Source organism: Bradyrhizobium sp. Mp27, from assembly GCF_029953005.1.
Taxonomy (GTDB): Bacteria; Pseudomonadota; Alphaproteobacteria; order Rhizobiales; family Xanthobacteraceae; genus Bradyrhizobium; species Bradyrhizobium barranii.
In genome coordinates this window covers 106,493-124,704 of record NZ_JASAUS010000004.1, presented here as the reverse complement: position 1 = coordinate 124,704, position 18,212 = coordinate 106,493, and the positions used below count along the sequence as shown (strand labels likewise).

Annotated in this window: 16 protein-coding genes; 6 read left to right on the top strand and 10 right to left on the bottom strand. The window is 64.1% G+C overall.

The features are described from left to right. Positions 1-89 precede the first annotated feature (89 nt). Positions 90-1,706 carry a phosphoenolpyruvate carboxykinase gene (locus tag QJT78_RS04580; RefSeq protein WP_028151654.1) on the top strand — a complete coding sequence of 539 codons (1,617 nt, stop codon included), beginning with the start codon at positions 90-92 and terminating at the stop codon, positions 1,704-1,706. Between the two features lie 242 nt (positions 1,707-1,948). Here QJT78_RS04580 and QJT78_RS04575 read toward each other — a convergent pair whose 3' ends face one another. After that, entirely contained in the window at positions 1,949-2,764 is an 816-nt protein-coding gene (locus QJT78_RS04575; protein WP_028151653.1) for a thioesterase family protein, read from the bottom strand. 94 nt (positions 2,765-2,858) lie between these two features. After that, on the bottom strand, positions 2,859-5,375 hold the full coding sequence (locus tag QJT78_RS04570; RefSeq protein WP_038952079.1) for a glycogen/starch/alpha-glucan phosphorylase: 2,517 nt from the start codon (positions 5,373-5,375) through the stop codon (positions 2,859-2,861). Positions 5,376-5,581: 206 nt separating this feature from the next. Here QJT78_RS04570 and QJT78_RS04565 point away from each other — a divergent pair, with 206 nt between their 5' ends. Further along, positions 5,582-5,815, top strand: coding sequence for a hypothetical protein (locus QJT78_RS04565; RefSeq protein ID WP_028151651.1), 234 nt, complete (start codon positions 5,582-5,584; stop codon positions 5,813-5,815). Between the two features lie 27 nt (positions 5,816-5,842). On the opposite strand, the gene QJT78_RS04560 is transcribed toward QJT78_RS04565, so the two are convergent. The 3 genes from QJT78_RS04560 to QJT78_RS04550 form a co-directional block, all read right to left on the bottom strand. Further along, positions 5,843-6,409 (bottom strand): PAN domain-containing protein, encoded by a 567-nt coding sequence (locus QJT78_RS04560; RefSeq protein WP_028151650.1) that lies wholly within the window; start codon positions 6,407-6,409, stop codon positions 5,843-5,845. A 112-nt stretch (positions 6,410-6,521) separates the two neighbouring features. After that, positions 6,522-7,892, bottom strand: a complete 1,371-nt coding sequence (locus QJT78_RS04555) for a glutamate--cysteine ligase (RefSeq protein ID WP_028151649.1) — start codon at positions 7,890-7,892, stop codon at positions 6,522-6,524. Positions 7,893-7,993: 101 nt separating this feature from the next. After that, the gene (locus tag QJT78_RS04550; protein ID WP_014498535.1) at positions 7,994-8,488 is read right to left on the bottom strand and encodes a MarR family winged helix-turn-helix transcriptional regulator; all 495 of its coding nucleotides are present in this window, start codon (positions 8,486-8,488) and stop codon (positions 7,994-7,996) included. Between the two features lie 127 nt (positions 8,489-8,615). On the opposite strand from QJT78_RS04550, the gene gstA reads away from it, so the two are divergent. From gstA to QJT78_RS04535, 3 genes are all read left to right on the top strand, one after another. Continuing rightward, positions 8,616-9,230 carry a glutathione transferase GstA gene (gstA, locus tag QJT78_RS04545; RefSeq protein ID WP_028151648.1) on the top strand — a complete coding sequence of 205 codons (615 nt, stop codon included), beginning with the start codon at positions 8,616-8,618 and terminating at the stop codon, positions 9,228-9,230. 12 nt (positions 9,231-9,242) lie between these two features. Next, entirely contained in the window at positions 9,243-9,695 is a 453-nt protein-coding gene (locus QJT78_RS04540; RefSeq protein WP_028151647.1) for a hypothetical protein, read from the top strand. Positions 9,696-9,894: 199 nt separating this feature from the next. Continuing rightward, positions 9,895-10,203 (top strand): hypothetical protein, encoded by a 309-nt coding sequence (locus QJT78_RS04535; protein ID WP_028151646.1) that lies wholly within the window; start codon positions 9,895-9,897, stop codon positions 10,201-10,203. A 531-nt stretch (positions 10,204-10,734) separates the two neighbouring features. On the opposite strand, the gene QJT78_RS04530 is transcribed toward QJT78_RS04535, so the two are convergent. From QJT78_RS04530 to QJT78_RS04515, 4 genes are all read right to left on the bottom strand, one after another. Next, on the bottom strand, positions 10,735-12,948 hold the full coding sequence (locus QJT78_RS04530) for an FAD-dependent oxidoreductase (protein ID WP_281460182.1): 2,214 nt from the start codon (positions 12,946-12,948) through the stop codon (positions 10,735-10,737). A 203-nt stretch (positions 12,949-13,151) separates the two neighbouring features. Continuing rightward, complete coding sequence (locus QJT78_RS04525; RefSeq protein WP_028151644.1) at positions 13,152-14,360, bottom strand: acetyl-CoA C-acetyltransferase; 1,209 nt, start codon at positions 14,358-14,360, stop codon at positions 13,152-13,154. Positions 14,361-14,429: 69 nt separating this feature from the next. Further along, the gene (locus QJT78_RS04520) at positions 14,430-16,220 is read right to left on the bottom strand and encodes an acyl-CoA dehydrogenase C-terminal domain-containing protein (protein WP_028151643.1); all 1,791 of its coding nucleotides are present in this window, start codon (positions 16,218-16,220) and stop codon (positions 14,430-14,432) included. Positions 16,221-16,260: 40 nt separating this feature from the next. Continuing rightward, entirely contained in the window at positions 16,261-16,647 is a 387-nt protein-coding gene (locus QJT78_RS04515) for a nuclear transport factor 2 family protein (RefSeq protein ID WP_028151642.1), read from the bottom strand. A gap of 195 nt (positions 16,648-16,842) precedes the next feature. Here QJT78_RS04515 and QJT78_RS04510 point away from each other — a divergent pair, with 195 nt between their 5' ends. Then, on the top strand, positions 16,843-17,433 hold the full coding sequence (locus QJT78_RS04510) for a PadR family transcriptional regulator (RefSeq protein WP_028151641.1): 591 nt from the start codon (positions 16,843-16,845) through the stop codon (positions 17,431-17,433). Positions 17,434-17,445: 12 nt separating this feature from the next. On the opposite strand, the gene QJT78_RS04505 is transcribed toward QJT78_RS04510, so the two are convergent. Next, a complete protein-coding gene (locus QJT78_RS04505; protein ID WP_038942225.1) occupies positions 17,446-18,195 on the bottom strand; it encodes an outer membrane beta-barrel protein in 750 nt (249 codons plus the stop codon). Positions 18,196-18,212 lie beyond the last annotated feature (17 nt).

The following is an 18,212-nucleotide window of genomic DNA, read 5'->3' as shown; positions in this document are numbered from 1 at the left end:
CCGAGGCCGGACGGCCTGTAATTCACGGTGACCGCGATGGCGCCAAAGCTTGGTCGCGCTGAGTGTCGCGGGTTCTAGGAGGATTTTTCGTGCAAGAGACGGGCGTGCGCAACGGTGCCTTCGGTGCCGACAAATTCGGCTTAAAGAATCTCAAACGGGTTCACTGGAACCTCGGCGCGCCGCAACTCTATCAATACTCGCTTTCCGCGGGCGAGGCGGTGCTGTCGGCCGACGGTTCGCTTTGCGCCGACACCGGTGAGTTCACCGGTCGCAGCCCGAAGGACAAGTTCACGGTGCGTGACGCCACCACCGACAAGAAGATGTGGTGGGCGGGCAACCAGTCGATCACCGCCGAACAGTTCGAGACGCTCTACCAGGACTTCCTCAAGCACGCTGAAGGCAAGAGCCTGTTCGCGCAGGACCTCTATGGCGGCGCCGATCCGGCCTACCGGATCAAGACCCGCGTCTTCACCGAGCTCGCCTGGCACTCGCTGTTCATCCGCACGCTGCTGATCCGCCCCGAGGCGGTCGAGCTGCCGAGCTTCACGCCGGAGCTCACCATCATCGACATGCCGAGCTTCCGCGCCGATCCCAAACGTCACGGCTGCAAGTCGGAGAACGTCGTCGCGATCGATTTCGCCCGCAAGATCGTCCTGATCGGCGGGTCTTATTATGCCGGCGAGATGAAGAAGTCCGTCTTCACCACGCTGAACTACTATCTGCCCGAGCGCGGCGTGATGCCGATGCACTGCTCGGCCAATGTCGGCGCCAATGGCGACACCGCGATCTTCTTCGGGCTGTCAGGCACCGGCAAGACCACGCTGTCGGCCGATCCGAACCGCACGCTGATCGGTGACGACGAGCATGGCTGGGGTCCGAACGGCGTCTTCAACTTCGAGGGCGGCTGCTACGCCAAGTGCATCAAGCTCTCGCAGGAAGCCGAGCCCGAGATCTACGCGGCGTCGACGCGCTTCGGCGCGGTGCTCGAGAACTGCGTGCTCGACGAGGACACCCGCGTCGTCGATTTCGATGACGGCTCCAAGACCGAGAACACGCGCTCCGCATACCCGCTTGAGTTCATCCCGAACGCTTCGCGCACCGGCCGCGCGCCGCAGCCGAAGAACGTGGTGATGCTCGCCGCCGACGCCTTCGGCGTGCTGCCGCCGATCGCAAAGCTCTCGCCGGCGCAGGCGATGTATCACTTCCTGTCCGGCTACACCGCCAAGGTCGCCGGCACCGAGCGCGGTCTCGGCAACGAGCCGCAGCCGGAATTCTCGACCTGCTTCGGTTCGCCCTTCCTGCCGCTCGACCCCAGCGTCTATGGCAACATGCTGCGCGACCTCATCGCCCAGCACAATGTCGATTGCTGGCTGGTCAACACCGGCTGGACCGGCGGCAAGTATGGCACAGGCTCGCGCATGCCGATCAAGGTGACGCGCGCGCTGCTCACCGCCGCGCTCGACGGCTCGCTTCGCAACGTCGAATTCCGCACCGACAAATATTTCGGCTTCGCGGTCCCGACCGCGCTGCCGGGCGTGCCGGCCGAGATCCTCAACCCGGTCAACACCTGGAAGGACAAGGACGAGTTCGACAAGACTGCCCGTGCGCTGGTCGGCATGTTCCAGAAGAACTTTGCAAAGTTCGAAGCCCAGGTCGACGCCGAAGTCCGCGCAGCCGCGCCGGACGTGAAGCTCGCGGCGGAGTAGGCTCTCGCATCATTCGAAATGCAAAAGGGCGGCCGCGAGGCCGCCCTTTTTGTTTGTGGCCACTTGCGTGAACCACACATTCGATGTCGTCCCCGCGAACGCGGGGACCCATACCGCGTGATCTATCGAGGCAGTGCAGTGCAAGTACCGGTGAAGAAGAAAGGGGCACTACGAGTCTTCGCCAAATTACTCCCTGTGGTTATGGGTCCCCGCGTTCGCGGGGACGACACCGGTGCGAGACCTCACGCCTTGAAATACGCGATCTGCGTCGTGGTCGCGAGCAGCCTGCCGTTCGGCGACCACAGCTCGGCGTTCTGATCGGCGTAGCTCTTGTGCATGATCTTCGAATCGGCCGTCGCGAGCACGCGCGTGATGTCCTCGGCGGCGAGCTCTTCGCTGTCGGTGTGAAAATACGTCGTCAGCGACACCGTGCCGAACGGCACCAGCTCGCGCCGGGCGTGGAAGATGCGGCCGAAGAAGGCGTCCGACATCGACATCAGCGACAGCATGTCGAGCTTGCGCGGTGTGCGGTCGCCGATCCAGAGCTTGGAATATGTGCCAGCGAGCTCGGCCTGCGGCGGGCCGATCCGCATCTCGCCCTCGACGAAGCGGAATTCATACTGGTTGGCCCAGGACGCCGAGATCTTGGGGAATGGCAGCGTTGCCTCGAACGCCGTGGCATCAGGATATTGCGCCACCCTGTGCTCCCAGGACGGCCGGCGCTCGGCGAACACGGCGGTGGCGAGCGTTGCGACCTCGCCGCCGCCCTGCGACAGTTCGACGCTCCAGTGCTGGCTGGAGCGATTGGCCTTCACCAGCCGCACGTCCAGATCGAACGGCCCCTTCGCGATCGGCGCACAGTAATTGACGGTCAGCGCCAGCGGATCGCCTGCGCGCTGCGGATGGTCGATCAGAGCCCGCAGGATGGTCGCGGCCGTGGCGCCGCCGAACGGGCCAACAAAGGCCCAGTAATCGTCGCTGGTGTGTCCCTGCCAGCTGCTGTCACCGGCGGTGATGCGTGTGGCGTCGTCGAAGGGATGCGGAAGCTTGGCGTGCATTGTCTAATCCGGCTTTCAATGACGGACGTCATACCACGTCCGCCGCTGGCTTGTGCAATTACCTCTGGGATAGCCGATTTCACGCTACGGAGAATCAGCCCGCGACGTCGCGCAGATCCGGCAACAGCGGCGTGGTCGGATTGACCGGCACGTTCCAGATCTCCTCGGCATATTCGCGGATGGTGCGATCCGAGGAGAACCAGGCCATGCGCGCGACATTGAGGATGGAGGCGCGCGTCCAGGCCGGCGCGACCTGCCAGCGTGCGTCGACGCTGCGCTGCGCTTCGTAATAGGAATCGAAATCGGCGCTGACCATGTAATGGTCGAGATAGCGCAGCGCGTGTGCGATGGATTCGAAGCGGCCGGGATCGCCGGGCGAGAACTCGCCGGTGCCGATCGCGTTGATGGCGCGCTGGAGCTTTGGCGAATTGCGGATCACGTCGGAGGCATCCAGCCCCTGCTTGCGGCGGATCATCACGTCGCCGGCCTCCATGCCGAAGATCGCGATGTTCTCCGCGCCGACATGGTCGCGGATCTCGATGTTGGCGCCGTCGAGCGTGCCGATGGTGAGGGCGCCGTTCAGTGACAGCTTCATGTTGCCGGTGCCGGAGGCCTCCATGCCGGCGGTCGAGATCTGTTCGGACAGGTCGGCTGCGGGAATGATCACCTCCGCAAGGCTGACATTGTAGTCGGGCAGGAAGACGACCTTGAGCTTGCCGCCGATCGCAGGATCGTTGTTGACGACCTCCGCAACGTCGTTGATCAGCTTGATGATCAGCTTTGCGTAGCGATAGCTCGCCGCCGCCTTGCCGGCGAAAATCTTGACCCGCGGCACACAGTTGCCGTTGGGATCGTCCTTGATCGACTGGTACAGCGCGACCGTCTCGATGACGTTGAGGAGCTGGCGCTTGTATTCGTGAATGCGCTTGATCTGCACGTCGAACAGCGCGGTCGGATCGACCTTGATGCCGAGCCGCTCGCCGATCAGGCGCGCCAGCGCGGTCTTGTTGTGAAGCTTGACGCTGCGGAACTTCTTCTGGAATTCGACGTCGCTGGCGCGGGCTTCGATCAGGCTGAGCTGGGTCGGATCGTCGAGCACGGCTTCGCCGCAGGTCTCGCGCAGCAGGTCGGTCAGCTTCGGATTCGCCAGCATGAGCCAGCGGCGGAAGGTGATGCCGTTGGTCTTGTTGGTGATGCGGCCGGGATAGAGATGGTTGAGATCGTGGAACACGGTCTCGCGCATCAGGTCCGAATGCATCGCCGAGACGCCGTTGATGCGGTGCGAGCCGACGAAGGCGAGCTGGCCCATGCGCACACGGCGTCCGCTCCTCTCGTCGATCAGCGAAACCGAGGCACGGAAATCGATGTCGCCGGGCGCGCGCGCTTCGGCCAGCGCGAGATGCTGCACGTTGATGCGGTAGATGATCTCGAGATGGCGCGGCAACAGCCGCTCGAACAGTTCGACCGGCCAGGTCTCCAGCGCCTCGGGCAACAGCGTGTGGTTGGTGTAGGACAGCGTTGCGACCGTGATCTTCCAGGCCTCGTCCCAGCGGAAATTGTGCAGGTCGACCAGGATGCGCATCAGCTCGGTGACGGCGAGGCTCGGATGCGTGTCGTTGAGCTGGACCGCGACCTTCATCGCGAGGCTGCGAAGCTGGCCGTCGGAGGTCAGGTGGCGATTGACCAGGTCCTGCAGCGAGGCGGAGACGAAGAAATACTCCTGGCGCAGCCGCAGTTCGCGTCCCGCTGGGCTCTCGTCGTTCGGATAGAGGAATTTGCAGATCGCTTCCGCGCGCGACTGTTCGGCGCTGGCGCTGACATAGTCGCCCTTGTTGAAAGCGTCGAGCTTCAACGGATCGGGCGAGCGTGCCGACCACAGGCGGAGCGCGTTGACGTGCTGGCCGCGCCAGCCGACGATCGGCGTGTCATAGGCGATCGCCTGGACGGTCTCGGCCGGATGCCAGATCGCGCGGTCGCGGCCCTTGTCGTCGACATGCTCGACGCCACCGCCGAAATGGACGTGATAGATCACCTCGGGCCGCTGCAATTCCCAGGGATTGCCGAAGCTCAGCCATTCGTCAGGATATTCCTGCTGCCAGCCCTGATTGATGATCTGGCGGAACAGGCCGTAATCGTAGCGGATGCCGTAGCCGATCGCGGGGATCGAGAGCGTGGCCATGCTCTCCATGAAGCAGGCGGCGAGCCGCCCCAGGCCGCCATTGCCGAGCGCGGCATCCGGCTCGCATTTGCGAAGCTCAGGCAGCGACACGCCGAGATCGCCGAGCGCGACCTCGAAGATCTTGAGCAGCCCCATGTTGTTCAGCGCGTCGGTGAAGAGACGACCGATCAGGAATTCGAGCGAGAGATAATAGACGCGCTTGCGTCCCGCATCGTAGCTGTGCTTCTCGGCCGTGAGCCAGCGATGCACGATGCGGTCGCGCAGCGCGAGCGCCGCGGCCTGGTACCAGTCGTGCTTGGTGGCCATGCCCGCATCCTTGCCGATGGCAAGGCGCAGCTTCGCCAGGATCGCGCCCTTGACGTCAGCCAGCGCGAGCTCGTCGATGGGCTGGCCGGAGACCGGCAAACTTGGCTGGAACGATTGATCTTGCAAGGCCGTCACTTCCTGGTCGCGAGAACACCACTAACTCTACGCGTCTTGCCCCTGCACCGGAACCATCGCTGGCGCGGTCGTGCACTGCGCTGGCGTAAATTTATGCAAGGAACGGGCCGATTTGGGAACCCGGAAGCGTACGGAGAGATGCGGATTCGGTGCTAGATTGAGGGCAGATTCAGCCATCAGTGTGGAGGAAACGTCCCATGAGACTGCTGATCGAAATCGCTGCCGCGGCCTTGCTCGTCGTCTGCATCACCGCCTCCAGCGCCGCCTTTGCCGCCGGCAAGATGGGCCGCAGTGCCGATGGCCTGAGCTGCGCCTTCGGCGTTCCGGAGAATGCGTCTCCCGCGGTGCGCTGCGCCGCCATCAAGCGCCAATGCGGCGGCAAGTTCTACGCGAATGCGTGCGGGGACAGGCTGGTGCCGGCGGCGAATTGAGGAGCGGGTCGCCGGATTCGCGGCGCGCTATCTGACCACGCCCGACGTGAAGCCCGCCTTGCGGCGCGGCGGCTTGATTTCCTTTTTCAGGAAGCAGCGCGCTTCACGCCCGGTGTAGCCGGGACGGGAATAGGTGAAGGCGCGGCACTTGTTGTCGGCGATGCAGGCGGCCTTGCAGGCCTCTTCGCCTTCGCCGTCCTTGATCTCGAAATTGCGCAAGTCGCCGCCGGGGCGGTCGATCGACGTTTCAACGCCTTCGATCCGCGGCTCGATCACGCCGGCGCCACGCACGCCGGAGATGCAGCAGTTGCCCGGGACGCGCGGCGGCACCGTGTTCTTGAGCCAGCACACCGCCGAGCCGCCTTCGACGTCGGGATAGTTGAAGCTCCAGGAGCGGCAGCGGCGGTCGCGCTCACACTGCAGCGCGCAATCCTCGGGGTCGCCTGACGTCACCGGCGAGCTGAAATAGTCGCCGCCGGGCCGGTCGAACGCGGTCTGGGCGCGCGCAGGCACGCTCGCAAACACGAGCAAAAGCAACGTGGCGCAGGCCACGACGTTTGCCATGACGGCCCCACGCAGGCGGCCCTTCCCCATCGGAACAGCTTTCGAGTTATTGACGGCGCTCAGGTTTTTTCAGCCGGTCATTTGATCGCCGCAAACCTGTATGGGCGATGAACGGCTCAGGTCCTGGTCGTCGGCCTCTGGCCTAGAACGCGTATTCCGCGTAGGCCGGTTCCACGGAGCCGTTCCAGGCGCCGTTGAACTTCTCCAGCATCTCCTCGGCCGGCGTCCGGCCGGAATCGATGATGCGATCGAGCGGCTCCAGATGCCGGGTTTCGTCGCGGCCGAGCTGGTCGATCTGGCCGCGGCGGCGCAGGCCGGCATGGGCCAGAACGAGGGATTCCTTGGCGATCTCGAACAGATAGCGGTCCTTGATCCGCGCCTTGAAGCCGAACCGCGGCACGTCGTCGCGCAGGGCCTGGCGCTCATGCGCGGTCCAGTGCTTCACGAGGTCCCAGGCGGCATCGAGCGACACATCGTCGTAGAGCAGCCCGGCCCAGAAAGCCGACAGCGCCGGCAGGCGGCCCCACGGGCCACCATCGGAGCCGCGCATCTCGAGATAGCGCTTGAGGCGCACTTCCGGGAAGATCGTCGAAAGATGATTGGCCCAGTCCGACAGCGTCGGGCGTTCACCGGGCAGATTGTTGTTGCGGCCGTCGAAGAAGGCGCGGAACGAGGAGCCCGAGACGTCGATGTAATCTTCGTCGCGCTTGACGAAATACATGGGCACGTCGAGCGCGTAGTCGACATAGCGCTCGAAACCCATGCCGTCCTCGAATGCCCACGGCATCATGCCCGAACGCGCATTGTCGGTGTCGCGCCAGATCTCGGAGCGGAACGACAGGAAGCCGTTCGGCTTGCCCTCGGTGAACGGCGAATTGGCAAACAGCGCGGTCGCGACCGGCTGCAGGGCGAGCGAGACGCGCAGCTTCTTGACCATATCGGCTTCGGAGGAGAAGTCGAGATTGGTCTGCACCGTGCAGGTCCGGTACATCATGTCGAGGCCGTATTGGCCGACCTTCGGCATGTAATTGGTCATGATCTTGTAGCGGCCCTTGGGCATCACCGGGATGTCGGCGCGCGACCAGGACGGCGTCATGCCGAGCCCGAGGAAGCCGATGCCGAGCGGGGTCGCGATCTCGCGCACCTGCGCCAGATGCGCCATCAGCTCGCTCTGGGTCTGGTGCACGTTCTCGACCGGCGCGCCGGAGAGTTCGAACTGTCCGCCGGGCTCGAGTGAGATCGCGCCGCCGCCGGTGACGTCGTAGAGGCCGATGATGTTGCCCTTCTCCATGATCGGCTCCCAGCCGAGCAGGAGCTTCATGCCTTCGAGCAGCGCGCCGATGCCCCGCGCACCCTCGTAAGGCACCGGACGGTGGCCTTCGAGCGTGAACGGCGTCTTCTCGTGCTCGGTGCCCATGCGGAATTCGGACGGGTCCTTGCAGCCGGCCTCGAACCACGCGACGAGCTCGTCGCGCGACTGCAGCGGCGTCATATCGATCTGGTCTCGCGCCATATCAAACTCTAATCAAAAAGGGCGCTTCGATCGAAGGCGCGCGGGTGACGGGGTGGCCCGTGAACCCAGGGGGTGCACGGACGAGCTGGTGTGCCGCACGATCATCGCGACGGCGTGGTTTCGTTGACGTGGACGGGCGGCAGTTTCATCTCGCCGCACGAGCAGCCGAGACGGTCGAGCAGACCGCTGAGCTTGACGGCATCCGCATCGGACAGTTTCGAGCCGACATATTTTTCGATCGCGGCCGAATAGGCGCCCCACATCCGCTTCTGCAACTCGCGGCCGGCTTCCGTGATCTCCACGAACTGGCCGCGCTTGTCGATCTTGCATTCGCGCCGGGAGGCGAGGCCCTCGTCGACCAGGCGGTCGATCAGGCGCGAAGTGGAGTATTGCGGGATCAGCATCTGCCGCTCGAGTTCCACCGGCCGCAGCTCGCCCGAGGGCGCTCGCGACAATTCGAGCAGCGCGTCGTACCAGGCCAGCGGCGGGAACCCCGCCTTCTTCAAGTCCTGTTCGACGCAATCGAGCACGCGGCTCTGCACCCGCATCAGGCGGATCCAGGCCGAAGTTGCCTCGGTCGATGGTTTGCGTTTCATGGTCCCGCTCAAGCTCGTCGTCCCGTCTCTTACCCCACTCGATGCACCTGCATCAATCTTGACTATTGGATGCAGATGCATGTAGGCGTTCCTTCGCCCTAACCAAGCGTCAAGAGAAGGAAATTCCATGAAGCTCTATTACTCGCCCGGCGCCTGCTCCCTGTCCCCCCACATCGCGCTCCTGGAAGCCGGCCTGCCCTATGAGCTGGTCAAGGTCGATATCCGGGCCAAGAAGCTCGAAAATGGTGAGGATTATCTGAAGCTGAACCCGAAGGGCCAGGTCCCTGCGCTGGGCCTCGACAGCGGCGAGATCGTGACCGAAGGCCCGGTCATTGTCCAGATGATCGCCGACCAGGCTTCGGCCAAGGCGCTGGCGCCGGCCCACGGCAGCTCCGAGCGCTACAAGCTGCTCGAATGGCTGAACTTCCTCACCTCGGAGGTGCACAAGAGCTTCGGGCCGCTGTTCGCCCCGGCGCTGAACGACGAGGCCAAGGCGTTCTTCAAGGATCGCGTCATGGGCAAGCTGACATACATCGACAGCCAGCTCGCCGGCCGCGACTACCTCATGGGAAAGCAGTTCACGGTGGCCGACGGCTATCTCTTCACGATGCTGACCTGGGGCGACCGGATGAAGTTCGACCTTTCGGCCATGCCGAACCTGACCGCCTACAAGGCTCGCGTCGCAGCGCGGCCGCAGGTCCAGGAGGCGCTGAAGAAGGAAGGCCTTGCGCAGGCGAAGTAAGCGCATCGGAAGATGCAACAAGCCAAAGGCCGGATCTACGATCCGGCCTTTTTCTTTGTGAACCATTCGATCGGCGGCCACGTCGAAATCGCGGAGCACCTCCATGAGACAGCCGCCGCCATGAACATGATCGTCCTTATGACCGCCGCGGGCGCGCCGCTCGCGATGCTTGGCTTGTCGACACCGGACCTGCCGCAGCGCAATTGCATCTTCATGATCCATCCGCAGGTCACCTCGGCCGTGTTCGAGAGCAGGGAAGGAAAAATCGTCTTTCCCGATCGGCCGACCGAATATCCGTGCAGCTATGCCAGGAAGAAGGGCGGAGCGGATATCGCCTTCACCAACCAGAATGGCTGGCGCTTCGAGGTCCGCATTGGCCGCGGCGATGAAGGTAGCTGGAGAGCGAGTCTTGCCGACGATGCGGTCTCGGGCCGGGCGTTCTCGCCGCTCGGAGACCGCAAATAAAACGGGCCGGATCGTCGATCCGGCCCGTTTTATTTGCCCTGGGGCGGGCTGGGCGCGAACCCATCTCGCCGGATCATCGTACCTATCATTAGACTTATGAACTACTGTTCGCCGAATGTAAGTAGTGCTGTCTTGTCAGTACCCGTAAAGCGCGCGAGCTTGGCGGAATTGTTAGAGGATTATTTCATCGGAGTTGAACTTGACGATTGCCTTGGCCCTGATCGTCGCAAGTGCATTGGTGGGAATAGCGACAGGTTATGTTTTCAGGATCTGGGCGCTGATATTGATTGCGCCGGCGATCGCAGTTTTCTCGGCAATCATTCTTCGCGCTTACGAATTCGGCATGATGGCGGGTGTGGCTGTCATCGCTATCTGTCTTGCCGCCTGCCAGCTCGCCTACTTCGCGGCGGCTTACTTGCTGCACGCGCGGGCGGTCTCAGCCCATGACGAAGTCGACGGCGAGCCAGGCGACAGAAGCCAGCATAAAATTCGCCGCCAGCACAAGTAACGCCAAAGCGGCCCAAAGCATCGGCCCCTTGCGGCGCAGGCGCGCCGGCTTCCGTTGCGGCGAGAGGCGGCGAGAGGCGGGTCCAACAGCATATTTCGCGGTGAGATCGCGACCAAGCGCGCTCTTCCGCAGCACCAAAGAGTTCATCAAGGATACTTTCTTATTTTGTCTTCAACCTGCCGATGGCTCGGCAAGCGTCCCGACCGGGGCCCTGACCCTGAGCAAGACTAGTGCCAGGGCCGAGCAAAAGAACGGCGCCGCTTTGACATGCCTATGACAATTGCGCGACACCGCGGCAGCAGGGACTCTGACACGGTTCCTACGCGAATTCTGTGACTGGTTCCACAAGCCGGGAACAAATCTGACGCAACCGTGATGACGTCTCCCCGAACAAAAAGGCCGGATCGACGATCCGGCCTTTCGGTTCCTGGATGCGTAGCCCGGATGGAGCGAAGCGCAATCCGGGGTCTTTGCATCTGGTGAGGTCGTCCCGGATTTCGCTGCGCTCCATCCGGGCTACGAAGAAAGCGGTCAGGCTGCCGCCTTCTTCGGCGCGAAGCGGCCGTAGAAAGTTTCGCCCTTCGCGGCCATCTCCTCGAGAAGCTTCGGCGGGGTAAAGCGCGAGCCGTACTTCGCCTCCAGCTTGTGGCAGAGCTCGACGAATTTCTTCGTGCCCATGAAGTCGATGTAGGACAGCGTGCCGCCGGTGAACGGCGCGAAGCCGAAGCCGAGGATCGAGCCGACATCCGCCTCGCGCGGGTCGGTGATGACGTGGTCTTCGACCGTGCGCGCGGCTTCCACCGCCTGCACCACCAGGAAGCGCTGCTTCAGCTCCTCGATGTCGAGCGTGTCAGGGTCGAGCTGCTTCGGCTGCAGCGCCGAGAGGCCCGGCCACAGGCTCTTCTGACCCTTGCCCTTCTCGGGGTAGTCGTAGAAGCCCTTGCTGTTCTTGCGGCCGAGCCGGCCCTGGTTCTCGACCATCTCCACCATCAGCTTCTTCTGATCGGGGTTGATGGCGTTCGGGCCGAGATCGGCTTCGGTCGCCTTCATGATCTTGAGGCCGAGGTCGAGCGCGACTTCGTCGGACAACGAGAGCGGACCGACCGGCATGCCGGCCATCTTGGCGCAGTTCTCGATCATCGCCGGCGGCACGCCTTCCAGGAACATCTCGTTGCCTTCGGCGACGTAGCGGCCGACGCAGCGATTGGCGAAGAAGCCGCGGCTGTCGTTGACGACGATCGGCGTCTTGCCGATCTGCCGGACGTAGTCGAGCGCGGTCGCGAGCGCGAGGTCGCCGGTGTTTTTGCCTTTGATGATCTCGACCAGCATCATCTTCTCGACCGGCGAGAAGAAGTGGATGCCGACGAACTTGCCCTGGTCCTTGAAGCCCTCGGCCAGCGAGGTGATCGGCAGCGTCGAGGTGTTCGACGCGAAGATCACGTCCGGCTTCAGATATTCCTGCGCCTTGGCAAACGTCTCAGCCTTGACCTTGCGATCCTCGAACACGGCCTCGATGACGAGGTCGACGTCCTTGAGTGCGGCATAATCGGCAGTCGGCGTAATGCGCGCGAGCAGCGCATCGGCGTCACCGGGCTTGGCGCGGCCCTTCTTGATCTGCTCCTCGATCACCTTCTGCGCATGCGCCTTGCCCTTGTCGGCACTCTCCTGGTCGCGGTCGATCAGGACGACGTCGAGGCCGGCACGGGCCGAGACGTAGCCGACGCTCGCGCCCATGAAGCCGGCGCCGATCACGGCGATCTTCTTCACCTTGGTCGAGGCTACGTCCTTCGGACGGCGCGCGCCCTTGTTGAGCTCCTGCATCGACAGGAACAGGCTGCGGATCATCGCAGCCGCCTCCTTCGAACGCAGCACCGAGGTGAAGTAGCGCGACTCGACGCGCAGCGCGGCGTCGATCGGCAGCTGCAGGCCTTCATAGACGCAGCTCATGATCGCGCGCGCGGCCGGATAATTGTCGTAGGTCTCGCGACGATAGATCGCGTTGCCGGCCGGGAACATCATCATGCCGGCCTTGGAGAACACCGGACCGCCGGGCAGCTTGAAGCCCTTCTCGTCCCAGGGCGCGACGGCCTTGCCGCCACCCTTGATCCAGTCCTTCGCCGCCTTGATGAGGTCGGCGGCCGGAACGATGGCGTGAATCAGATTGAGCTGCTCCGCCTTCTCGACCGTGACCGGATCGCCCTTGAGCAAAATGGTCATCGCATCCTGCGGCGGCACCAGGCGCGGCACGCGCTGCGTGCCGCCGGCGCCGGGGAACAGGCCGACCTTGACCTCGGGCAGGCCGAGGCGCGTCTTGGGATTTTCCGCCGCCACGCGATAGTGGCAGCACAGCGTGATCTCGAAACCGCCGCCGAGCGCGAGGCCGTTGATCGCGGCCGCCCACGGCTTGCCTGAGGTCTCGATCGAGCGCAGCACCTGCGAGAAGCGCCGGCTCTGGTCGAACAGCATCTGGTTCGCGGCGGTCTCGTCCTGCTCCTTCAAGACCTTGGCGTAGGCCTGGTTCATGCCTTCGAGCATGGACAGGTCGGCGCCGGCGCAGAACGCTTCCTTGGCGGAGGTGATGACAACGCCCTTCACGGCGGCGTCGGCCGTGGTTTCCTTGACGATCGCATCGAGCTCGCTGGTCGAGGTCTCGTCGAGCACGTTCATCGAACGGCCGGGGATGTCCCAGGTGACGAGCGCGATGCCGTCGGAATCGGTTTCAACCTTGAAGTTCTTGTAAGCCATGTTGGTTGCTCCTCGGTGCCGCAGCCGATCTCAGGCGCAGCGGTTGACTTAAGATCTCGTCTTACCCTCTCCCCTTGTGGGAGAGGGTCCGAGCGAAGCGAGGGGGTGAGGGGTCTGCGTCCGCGGAGACAGACCCCTCACCCGGCTCGAACCCGCTCCGCGTGTTCGCGCCACCCTCTCCCACAAGGGGAGAGGGTAAGAAATCAGACCCGCTCGATGATGGTCGCGGTGCCCATGCCGCCGCCGATGCACAGCGTCACCAGCGCGGTCGCCTTGTTGGTGCGCTCGAGTTCGTCGAGCACGGTGCCGAGGATCATCGCGCCGGTGGCGCCAAGCGGATGGCCGAGCGCGATCGCGCCGCCATTGACGTTGATCTTGGCGTTGTCGATGTCGAAGGCCTGGATGTAGCGCAGCACGACCGAGGCAAACGCTTCGTTGAGCTCGAACAGGTCGATGTCCGACTTCTTCATGCCCGAGCGCGCGAACAGCTTTTCGGTGACGTCGACCGGACCGGTCAGCATCATGGCCGGCTCGGAGCCGACATTCGCAAACGCGCGGATCTTGGCGCGCGGCTTCAGGCCGTATTTCGCACCCGCTTCCTTGCTGCCGAGCAGCACGGCGCCGGCGCCGTCGACGATGCCCGACGAGTTGCCGGCGTGGTGCACGTAGTTGACGCGCTCGATTTCCGGGTGCGACTGCACCGCGACACCGTCAAAGCCGCCCATCTGCGCCATCATCGTGAACGACGGCTGCAGCTGTGCCAGCGACTGCATCGTCGTCGAGGGACGCATGTGCTCGTCCTTGGCGAGGATGGTGAGGCCGTTGATGTCCTTCACGGGCACGATGGACTTGTTGAAGCGGCCCTCGTCCCAGGCCTTGCCGGCGCGCTGCTGGCTCTGCACGGCATAGGCGTCGACGTCGTCGCGCGAGAAGCCGTACTTCGTGGCGATCAGATCGGCCGAGACGCCCTGCGGCATGAAGTAGGCCGGCACCGCCATCGACGGGTCCATCGGCCAGGCGCCACCGGAGGCGCCGATGCCGACGCGGCTCATGGATTCGGCGCCGCCGCCGATGACCAGCTCATGCTGGCCGCTCATCACCTGGGCTGCGGCAAAATTCACGGCGTCGAGGCCGGAAGCACAGAAGCGGCTGATCTGCACGCCGGGCACGGCCTCGCCGAGGCCGGCCTTGAGCGCCGCGAAGCGCGCGATGTCGCTGCCGGCTTCGCCGACGGGGTCGACCACGCCGAGCACGACGTCGTCGACGGAATCTTCCGGCAGATTGTTGCGGTCCTTCAGCGCCTTCAGCGGCACGGTGGCGAGCGCGAGCGCGGTCACCTCGTGCAGCGCGCCGTCCGCCTTGCCGCGGCCGCGCGGGGTTCGGACGTGGTCGTAGATATAGGCATCTGCCATGGGAGCCTCCTGATTGCAGTTATTGGTTACGACCGCGGCGCGGTCGGATCATTGGCGAAGCGGGAAGCCTCAGAAAGCTTCCGCCGGGAGTTCCATGATGGTGGCGCAGCCGGCCTGGATGCGGGCGAGATTGGCGGCGGTCTCCGGCAGCATGCGCTCCATGAAGAAGCGGCCGGTGACGAGCTTGGTCGAGAGATAGGGCGTCGCTCCGCTCGCGGCAATCTTGGCCTGCGTCACCTTGGCCATCTTCGCCCACATGTAGCCGAGCGCGACGAAGCCGAAGAGATGCAGGTAATCCGTTGCGGCAGCGCCCGCATTGTCGGGCTTCGCCATCGCATTCTGCATCAGCCAGGTCGTGGCCTGCTGGAGATGGCCGAGCGAAGCCGAGAGCGGGGTGATGAAAGGCTTGAGCGCCTCGTCGCCGCCGTTCTCCTTGGCGAAGGCCATGACCTCGCCGAAGAAGGCCATGATGGCGCGGCCGCCGTCGCGCGGCAGCTTGCGGCCGACGAGGTCGAGCGCCTGGATGCCGTTGGCGCCTTCGTAGATCATGGCGATGCGGGCATCGCGCACGAACTGCTCCATGCCCTGCTCGGCGATGTAGCCGTGGCCGCCATACATCTGCTGCGCCTGCACCGCGTTGGCAAAGCCGTAATCGGTGAGGAAGCCCTTCAGCACGGGCGTCATCAGGCCCATGTGGTCGTCGGCGGCCTGGCGGTCCTTCGGGTCCTCGGAGCGATGGGCGACGTCGCTCTTCAGCGCGGTCCACATCACGAAGGCACGCGCGGCCTCGTTGAAGGCACGGATCGAGAGCAGCGTGCGGCGCACGTCGGGATGCACGATGATCGGGTCGGCCTGCTTGTCCGGCGCCTTGGCGCCGGTCAGCGAGCGGCCCTGGATGCGCTCGCGGGCATAGGCGACCGCGTTCTGATAGGCGACCTCGGACTGCGCGAGACCCTGAACGGCGACGCCGAGGCGGGCCTCGTTCATCATCACGAACATGCCCTGCATGCCCTTGTTCTCTTCGCCGATCAGCCAGCCGGTGGCGCTGTCGTAATTCATCACGCAGGTGGAATTGCCGTGAATGCCCATCTTGTGCTCGATCGAGCCGCACACCACGCCGTTGCGTGCGCCGACCGAACCGTCGGCATTGACCAGGAATTTCGGCACCACGAACAGCGACACGCCCTTGATGCCGGCCGGTGCGCCCTCGATGCGGGCGAGCACGAGGTGGATGATGTTGGGGGCGAGGTCATGCTCACCGGCCGAGATGAAGATCTTCGTGCCCGTGATCTTGAAGCTGCCGTCGGGCTGGCGGACCGCCTTGGTGCGGAGCATGCCGAGATCGGTGCCGCAATGCGGCTCGGTCAGGTTCATGGTGCCGGTCCATTCACCCGCCACCATCTTCGGCACGTAGGTCTGCTTCTGCTCAGGCGAGCCGTGCACGATCAGCGCCGCGGTCGCGCCCATGGTGAGGCCGCCATACATCGAGAACGCCATGTTGGCGGAGATCTGGAATTCGTTGACCGCCTGGCTCAGCGTCACCGGCAGGCCCTGGCCGCCGAACTCGGTCGGTGCCGACAGGCCAAGCCAGCCGCCCTCTGCCACCTGCTTGAAAGCGTCCTTGAAGCCCTTCGGCGTGGTGACGCTGCCGTCATCGGCGCGCTTGCAGCCTTCGAGATCGCCGACGCGGTTGAGCGGCTGCAGCACTTCTTCCGCAAGCTTCGCGGCTTCGCCGAGAATGGCTTCGCGCACGTCGCTCGACGCATCGGAGAAGCCGGCCAGATTGTCGTAGCGATCGATCTGGAAGACGTCGTTGAGCAGGAAGTTCACGTCTTCGACGGGGGCTTTATAGATCGGCATGATGGTCTCCCGGCAGGCGGTCTGAAGTGATGATGTTGGCTTATGACTGGGCGGCGGCCAACTGCTCCGCCATCAGGCGGTGCAGCATGTTGATCGCCTTGAGCGGACGCACCATCACCTTGAAATGGGTGATGCGTCCCTCGGCATCGAAGGTGATGATGTCGACACCGTTGATCTCGATGCCGTCGATGACATTCTTGAATTCGAGCACGGCGCCGTTGGCGCTTTTCCACTCGCCGACATAGGTGAAGCCGGGACCGCCGAGCACCTTCTCGGCACTGGCGAGATATTTGAAGGTGATGTCGCGTCCGCGCTGGGGCGAGTGCACCACGGGGCTTTCGAACACGGCGTCAGGATGGAGCAGGTCCCAGAGCGCGGCGCGGTCGTGGGACTTCATAAAGGCGTACCAGGAATCGAGGCCGGTCATTCTCAGGTGCCTCCCTTGATCAAAGGCCTTCTTGATCGAAGGCCTTGGCAAAAACGCGAAAACAACCCCATGCACAGTAGCGCGATGGCCGATAAGGGTGGGTCTGAAGCCCGCCTCATATGCACATTGACGCATATGCACCGATGCGCATAAAGTCAAGTCAATTGGTCGGGACCTCGAAAGGGAGCTGGTGCCATGGCGCTCGGCGACGCAATCCTCGCATGCCTGACGGAACGTCCGATGACGGGCTACGAGCTCGCCAAGACATTCGATTCCTCGATCGGCTTCTTCTGGAAAGCCGACCACCAGCAAATCTACCGCGAGCTCTCGAAGCTGCGCGACCGCGGCTTCATCCAGGGCCGCGAGGTCGTGCAATCGGGCAAGCCCAATAAGCTGATTTATACGCTGACTCCCGAGGGCCGAACAGCGCTGCGGCACTGGGCCGCGCGGCCGAGCACACCGCCCTCGATCAAGGACGACCTGCTGGTGCGGCTGCACGCGCTCGACAGCATCGACATCGAGCCGATGCGCACCGATCTGATGGCCCGGCTGGAGCACCACCGCGACCGGCACGAGAATTACGAGCGGATCCTCAAGAAGCGATTTCCGGAGGGCTCGGCGTCGGGCGTGCTCGACCTCGGCAATCTGCTGCTGCTTCAGCTCGGTGCCCGCCACGAGCAAATGGTGGCCGATTTCTGCGAAGAGGCGCTCCAGGCGCTATCGGCGATGAGCGGCAAGGGCACGGTCGTGCCGCTGGAGGACGGCAAGCGCGAGGGGAAGGGCTGAGCCTACGCAGCCCTAGTACTTCGTGACGACCGGCCTATCCCAGTTGAACCGGACATTGACGCCGGCGCGGACGATGTCGTCCGTCAGCCTGACGTCGCGGGTGACGGCGCCGCTGACCGGCGGATCGACATATCGCTTGCTGCCAAAATCGACGTGCACGTATTCGAGCTTGAGGGTGACGGCGCCCCAGGTATCGACATAGGCGGCCCATTCACCACCGAGCCCGGCCGCCAGGCCGGTGCGGGTCTGGGAGCTGGTGACCTGCACCACCTGGTTGGACACGGTGACCTCGGTGCCCGCGAAGGCGATACCGGCCGTGCCATAGATCAGGAACTGATCGAGCGCGTAACCGACACGGCCGCGGAACATATCGATCCATTTTTCCCGCGTGCCGCTCGTCACCCCGACGTTGAAGGGCGGCAGATCCTGCACCTTGCCTTGCTGGTTGGTCCATGACGCGTCGTTCTCGAAGCCGAGCACGGTTTTTTCGATCTGGAAATCGCAGCCGACGACTCCGCCCGCGACGGCAGCGCCGCTGAGATTGAAAGTCCCTGTGATCGTCGGCCCGGAGTCGTCGCCGGCGCGCCGGACATGCTCGCTCTTGCCCCAGTTGCCGCCGCCCTGGATGCCGACATAGCAGCTGGTCCAATTGTATCCCGCGGGCACCGGCGCCTTCACCGCAGGCGCTGCCGCCGGGGCATCGGCGGCAACAGCATGCGATGCCAGTCCGGCCGCCATCGCGGCCACGAGCAACCTTTTCATGTCAGCCAACAATCCAG

Excerpts from the sequence above, each read along its gene's own strand:
- QJT78_RS04575 (WP_028151653.1), bottom strand. The coding sequence starts at position 2,764 with ATGCACGCCAAGCTTCCGCATCCCTTCGACGACGCCACACGCATCACC.
- QJT78_RS04565 (WP_028151651.1), top strand. The coding sequence starts at position 5,582 with ATGAGACTGCTGATCGAAATCGCTGCCGCGGCCTTGCTCGTCGTCTGC.
- QJT78_RS04560 (WP_028151650.1), bottom strand. The coding sequence starts at position 6,409 with ATGGGGAAGGGCCGCCTGCGTGGGGCCGTCATGGCAAACGTCGTGGCC.
- QJT78_RS04555 (WP_028151649.1), bottom strand. The coding sequence starts at position 7,892 with ATGGCGCGAGACCAGATCGATATGACGCCGCTGCAGTCGCGCGACGAG.
- QJT78_RS04550 (WP_014498535.1), bottom strand. The coding sequence starts at position 8,488 with ATGAAACGCAAACCATCGACCGAGGCAACTTCGGCCTGGATCCGCCTG.
- gstA (WP_028151648.1), top strand. The coding sequence starts at position 8,616 with ATGAAGCTCTATTACTCGCCCGGCGCCTGCTCCCTGTCCCCCCACATC.
- QJT78_RS04540 (WP_028151647.1), top strand. The coding sequence starts at position 9,243 with ATGCAACAAGCCAAAGGCCGGATCTACGATCCGGCCTTTTTCTTTGTG.
- QJT78_RS04530 (WP_281460182.1), bottom strand. The coding sequence starts at position 12,948 with ATGGCTTACAAGAACTTCAAGGTTGAAACCGATTCCGACGGCATCGCG.
- QJT78_RS04525 (WP_028151644.1), bottom strand. The coding sequence starts at position 14,360 with ATGGCAGATGCCTATATCTACGACCACGTCCGAACCCCGCGCGGCCGC.
- QJT78_RS04520 (WP_028151643.1), bottom strand. The coding sequence starts at position 16,220 with ATGCCGATCTATAAAGCCCCCGTCGAAGACGTGAACTTCCTGCTCAAC.
- QJT78_RS04515 (WP_028151642.1), bottom strand. The coding sequence starts at position 16,647 with ATGACCGGCCTCGATTCCTGGTACGCCTTTATGAAGTCCCACGACCGC.
- QJT78_RS04510 (WP_028151641.1), top strand. The coding sequence starts at position 16,843 with ATGGCGCTCGGCGACGCAATCCTCGCATGCCTGACGGAACGTCCGATG.
- QJT78_RS04505 (WP_038942225.1), bottom strand. The coding sequence starts at position 18,195 with ATGAAAAGGTTGCTCGTGGCCGCGATGGCGGCCGGACTGGCATCGCAT.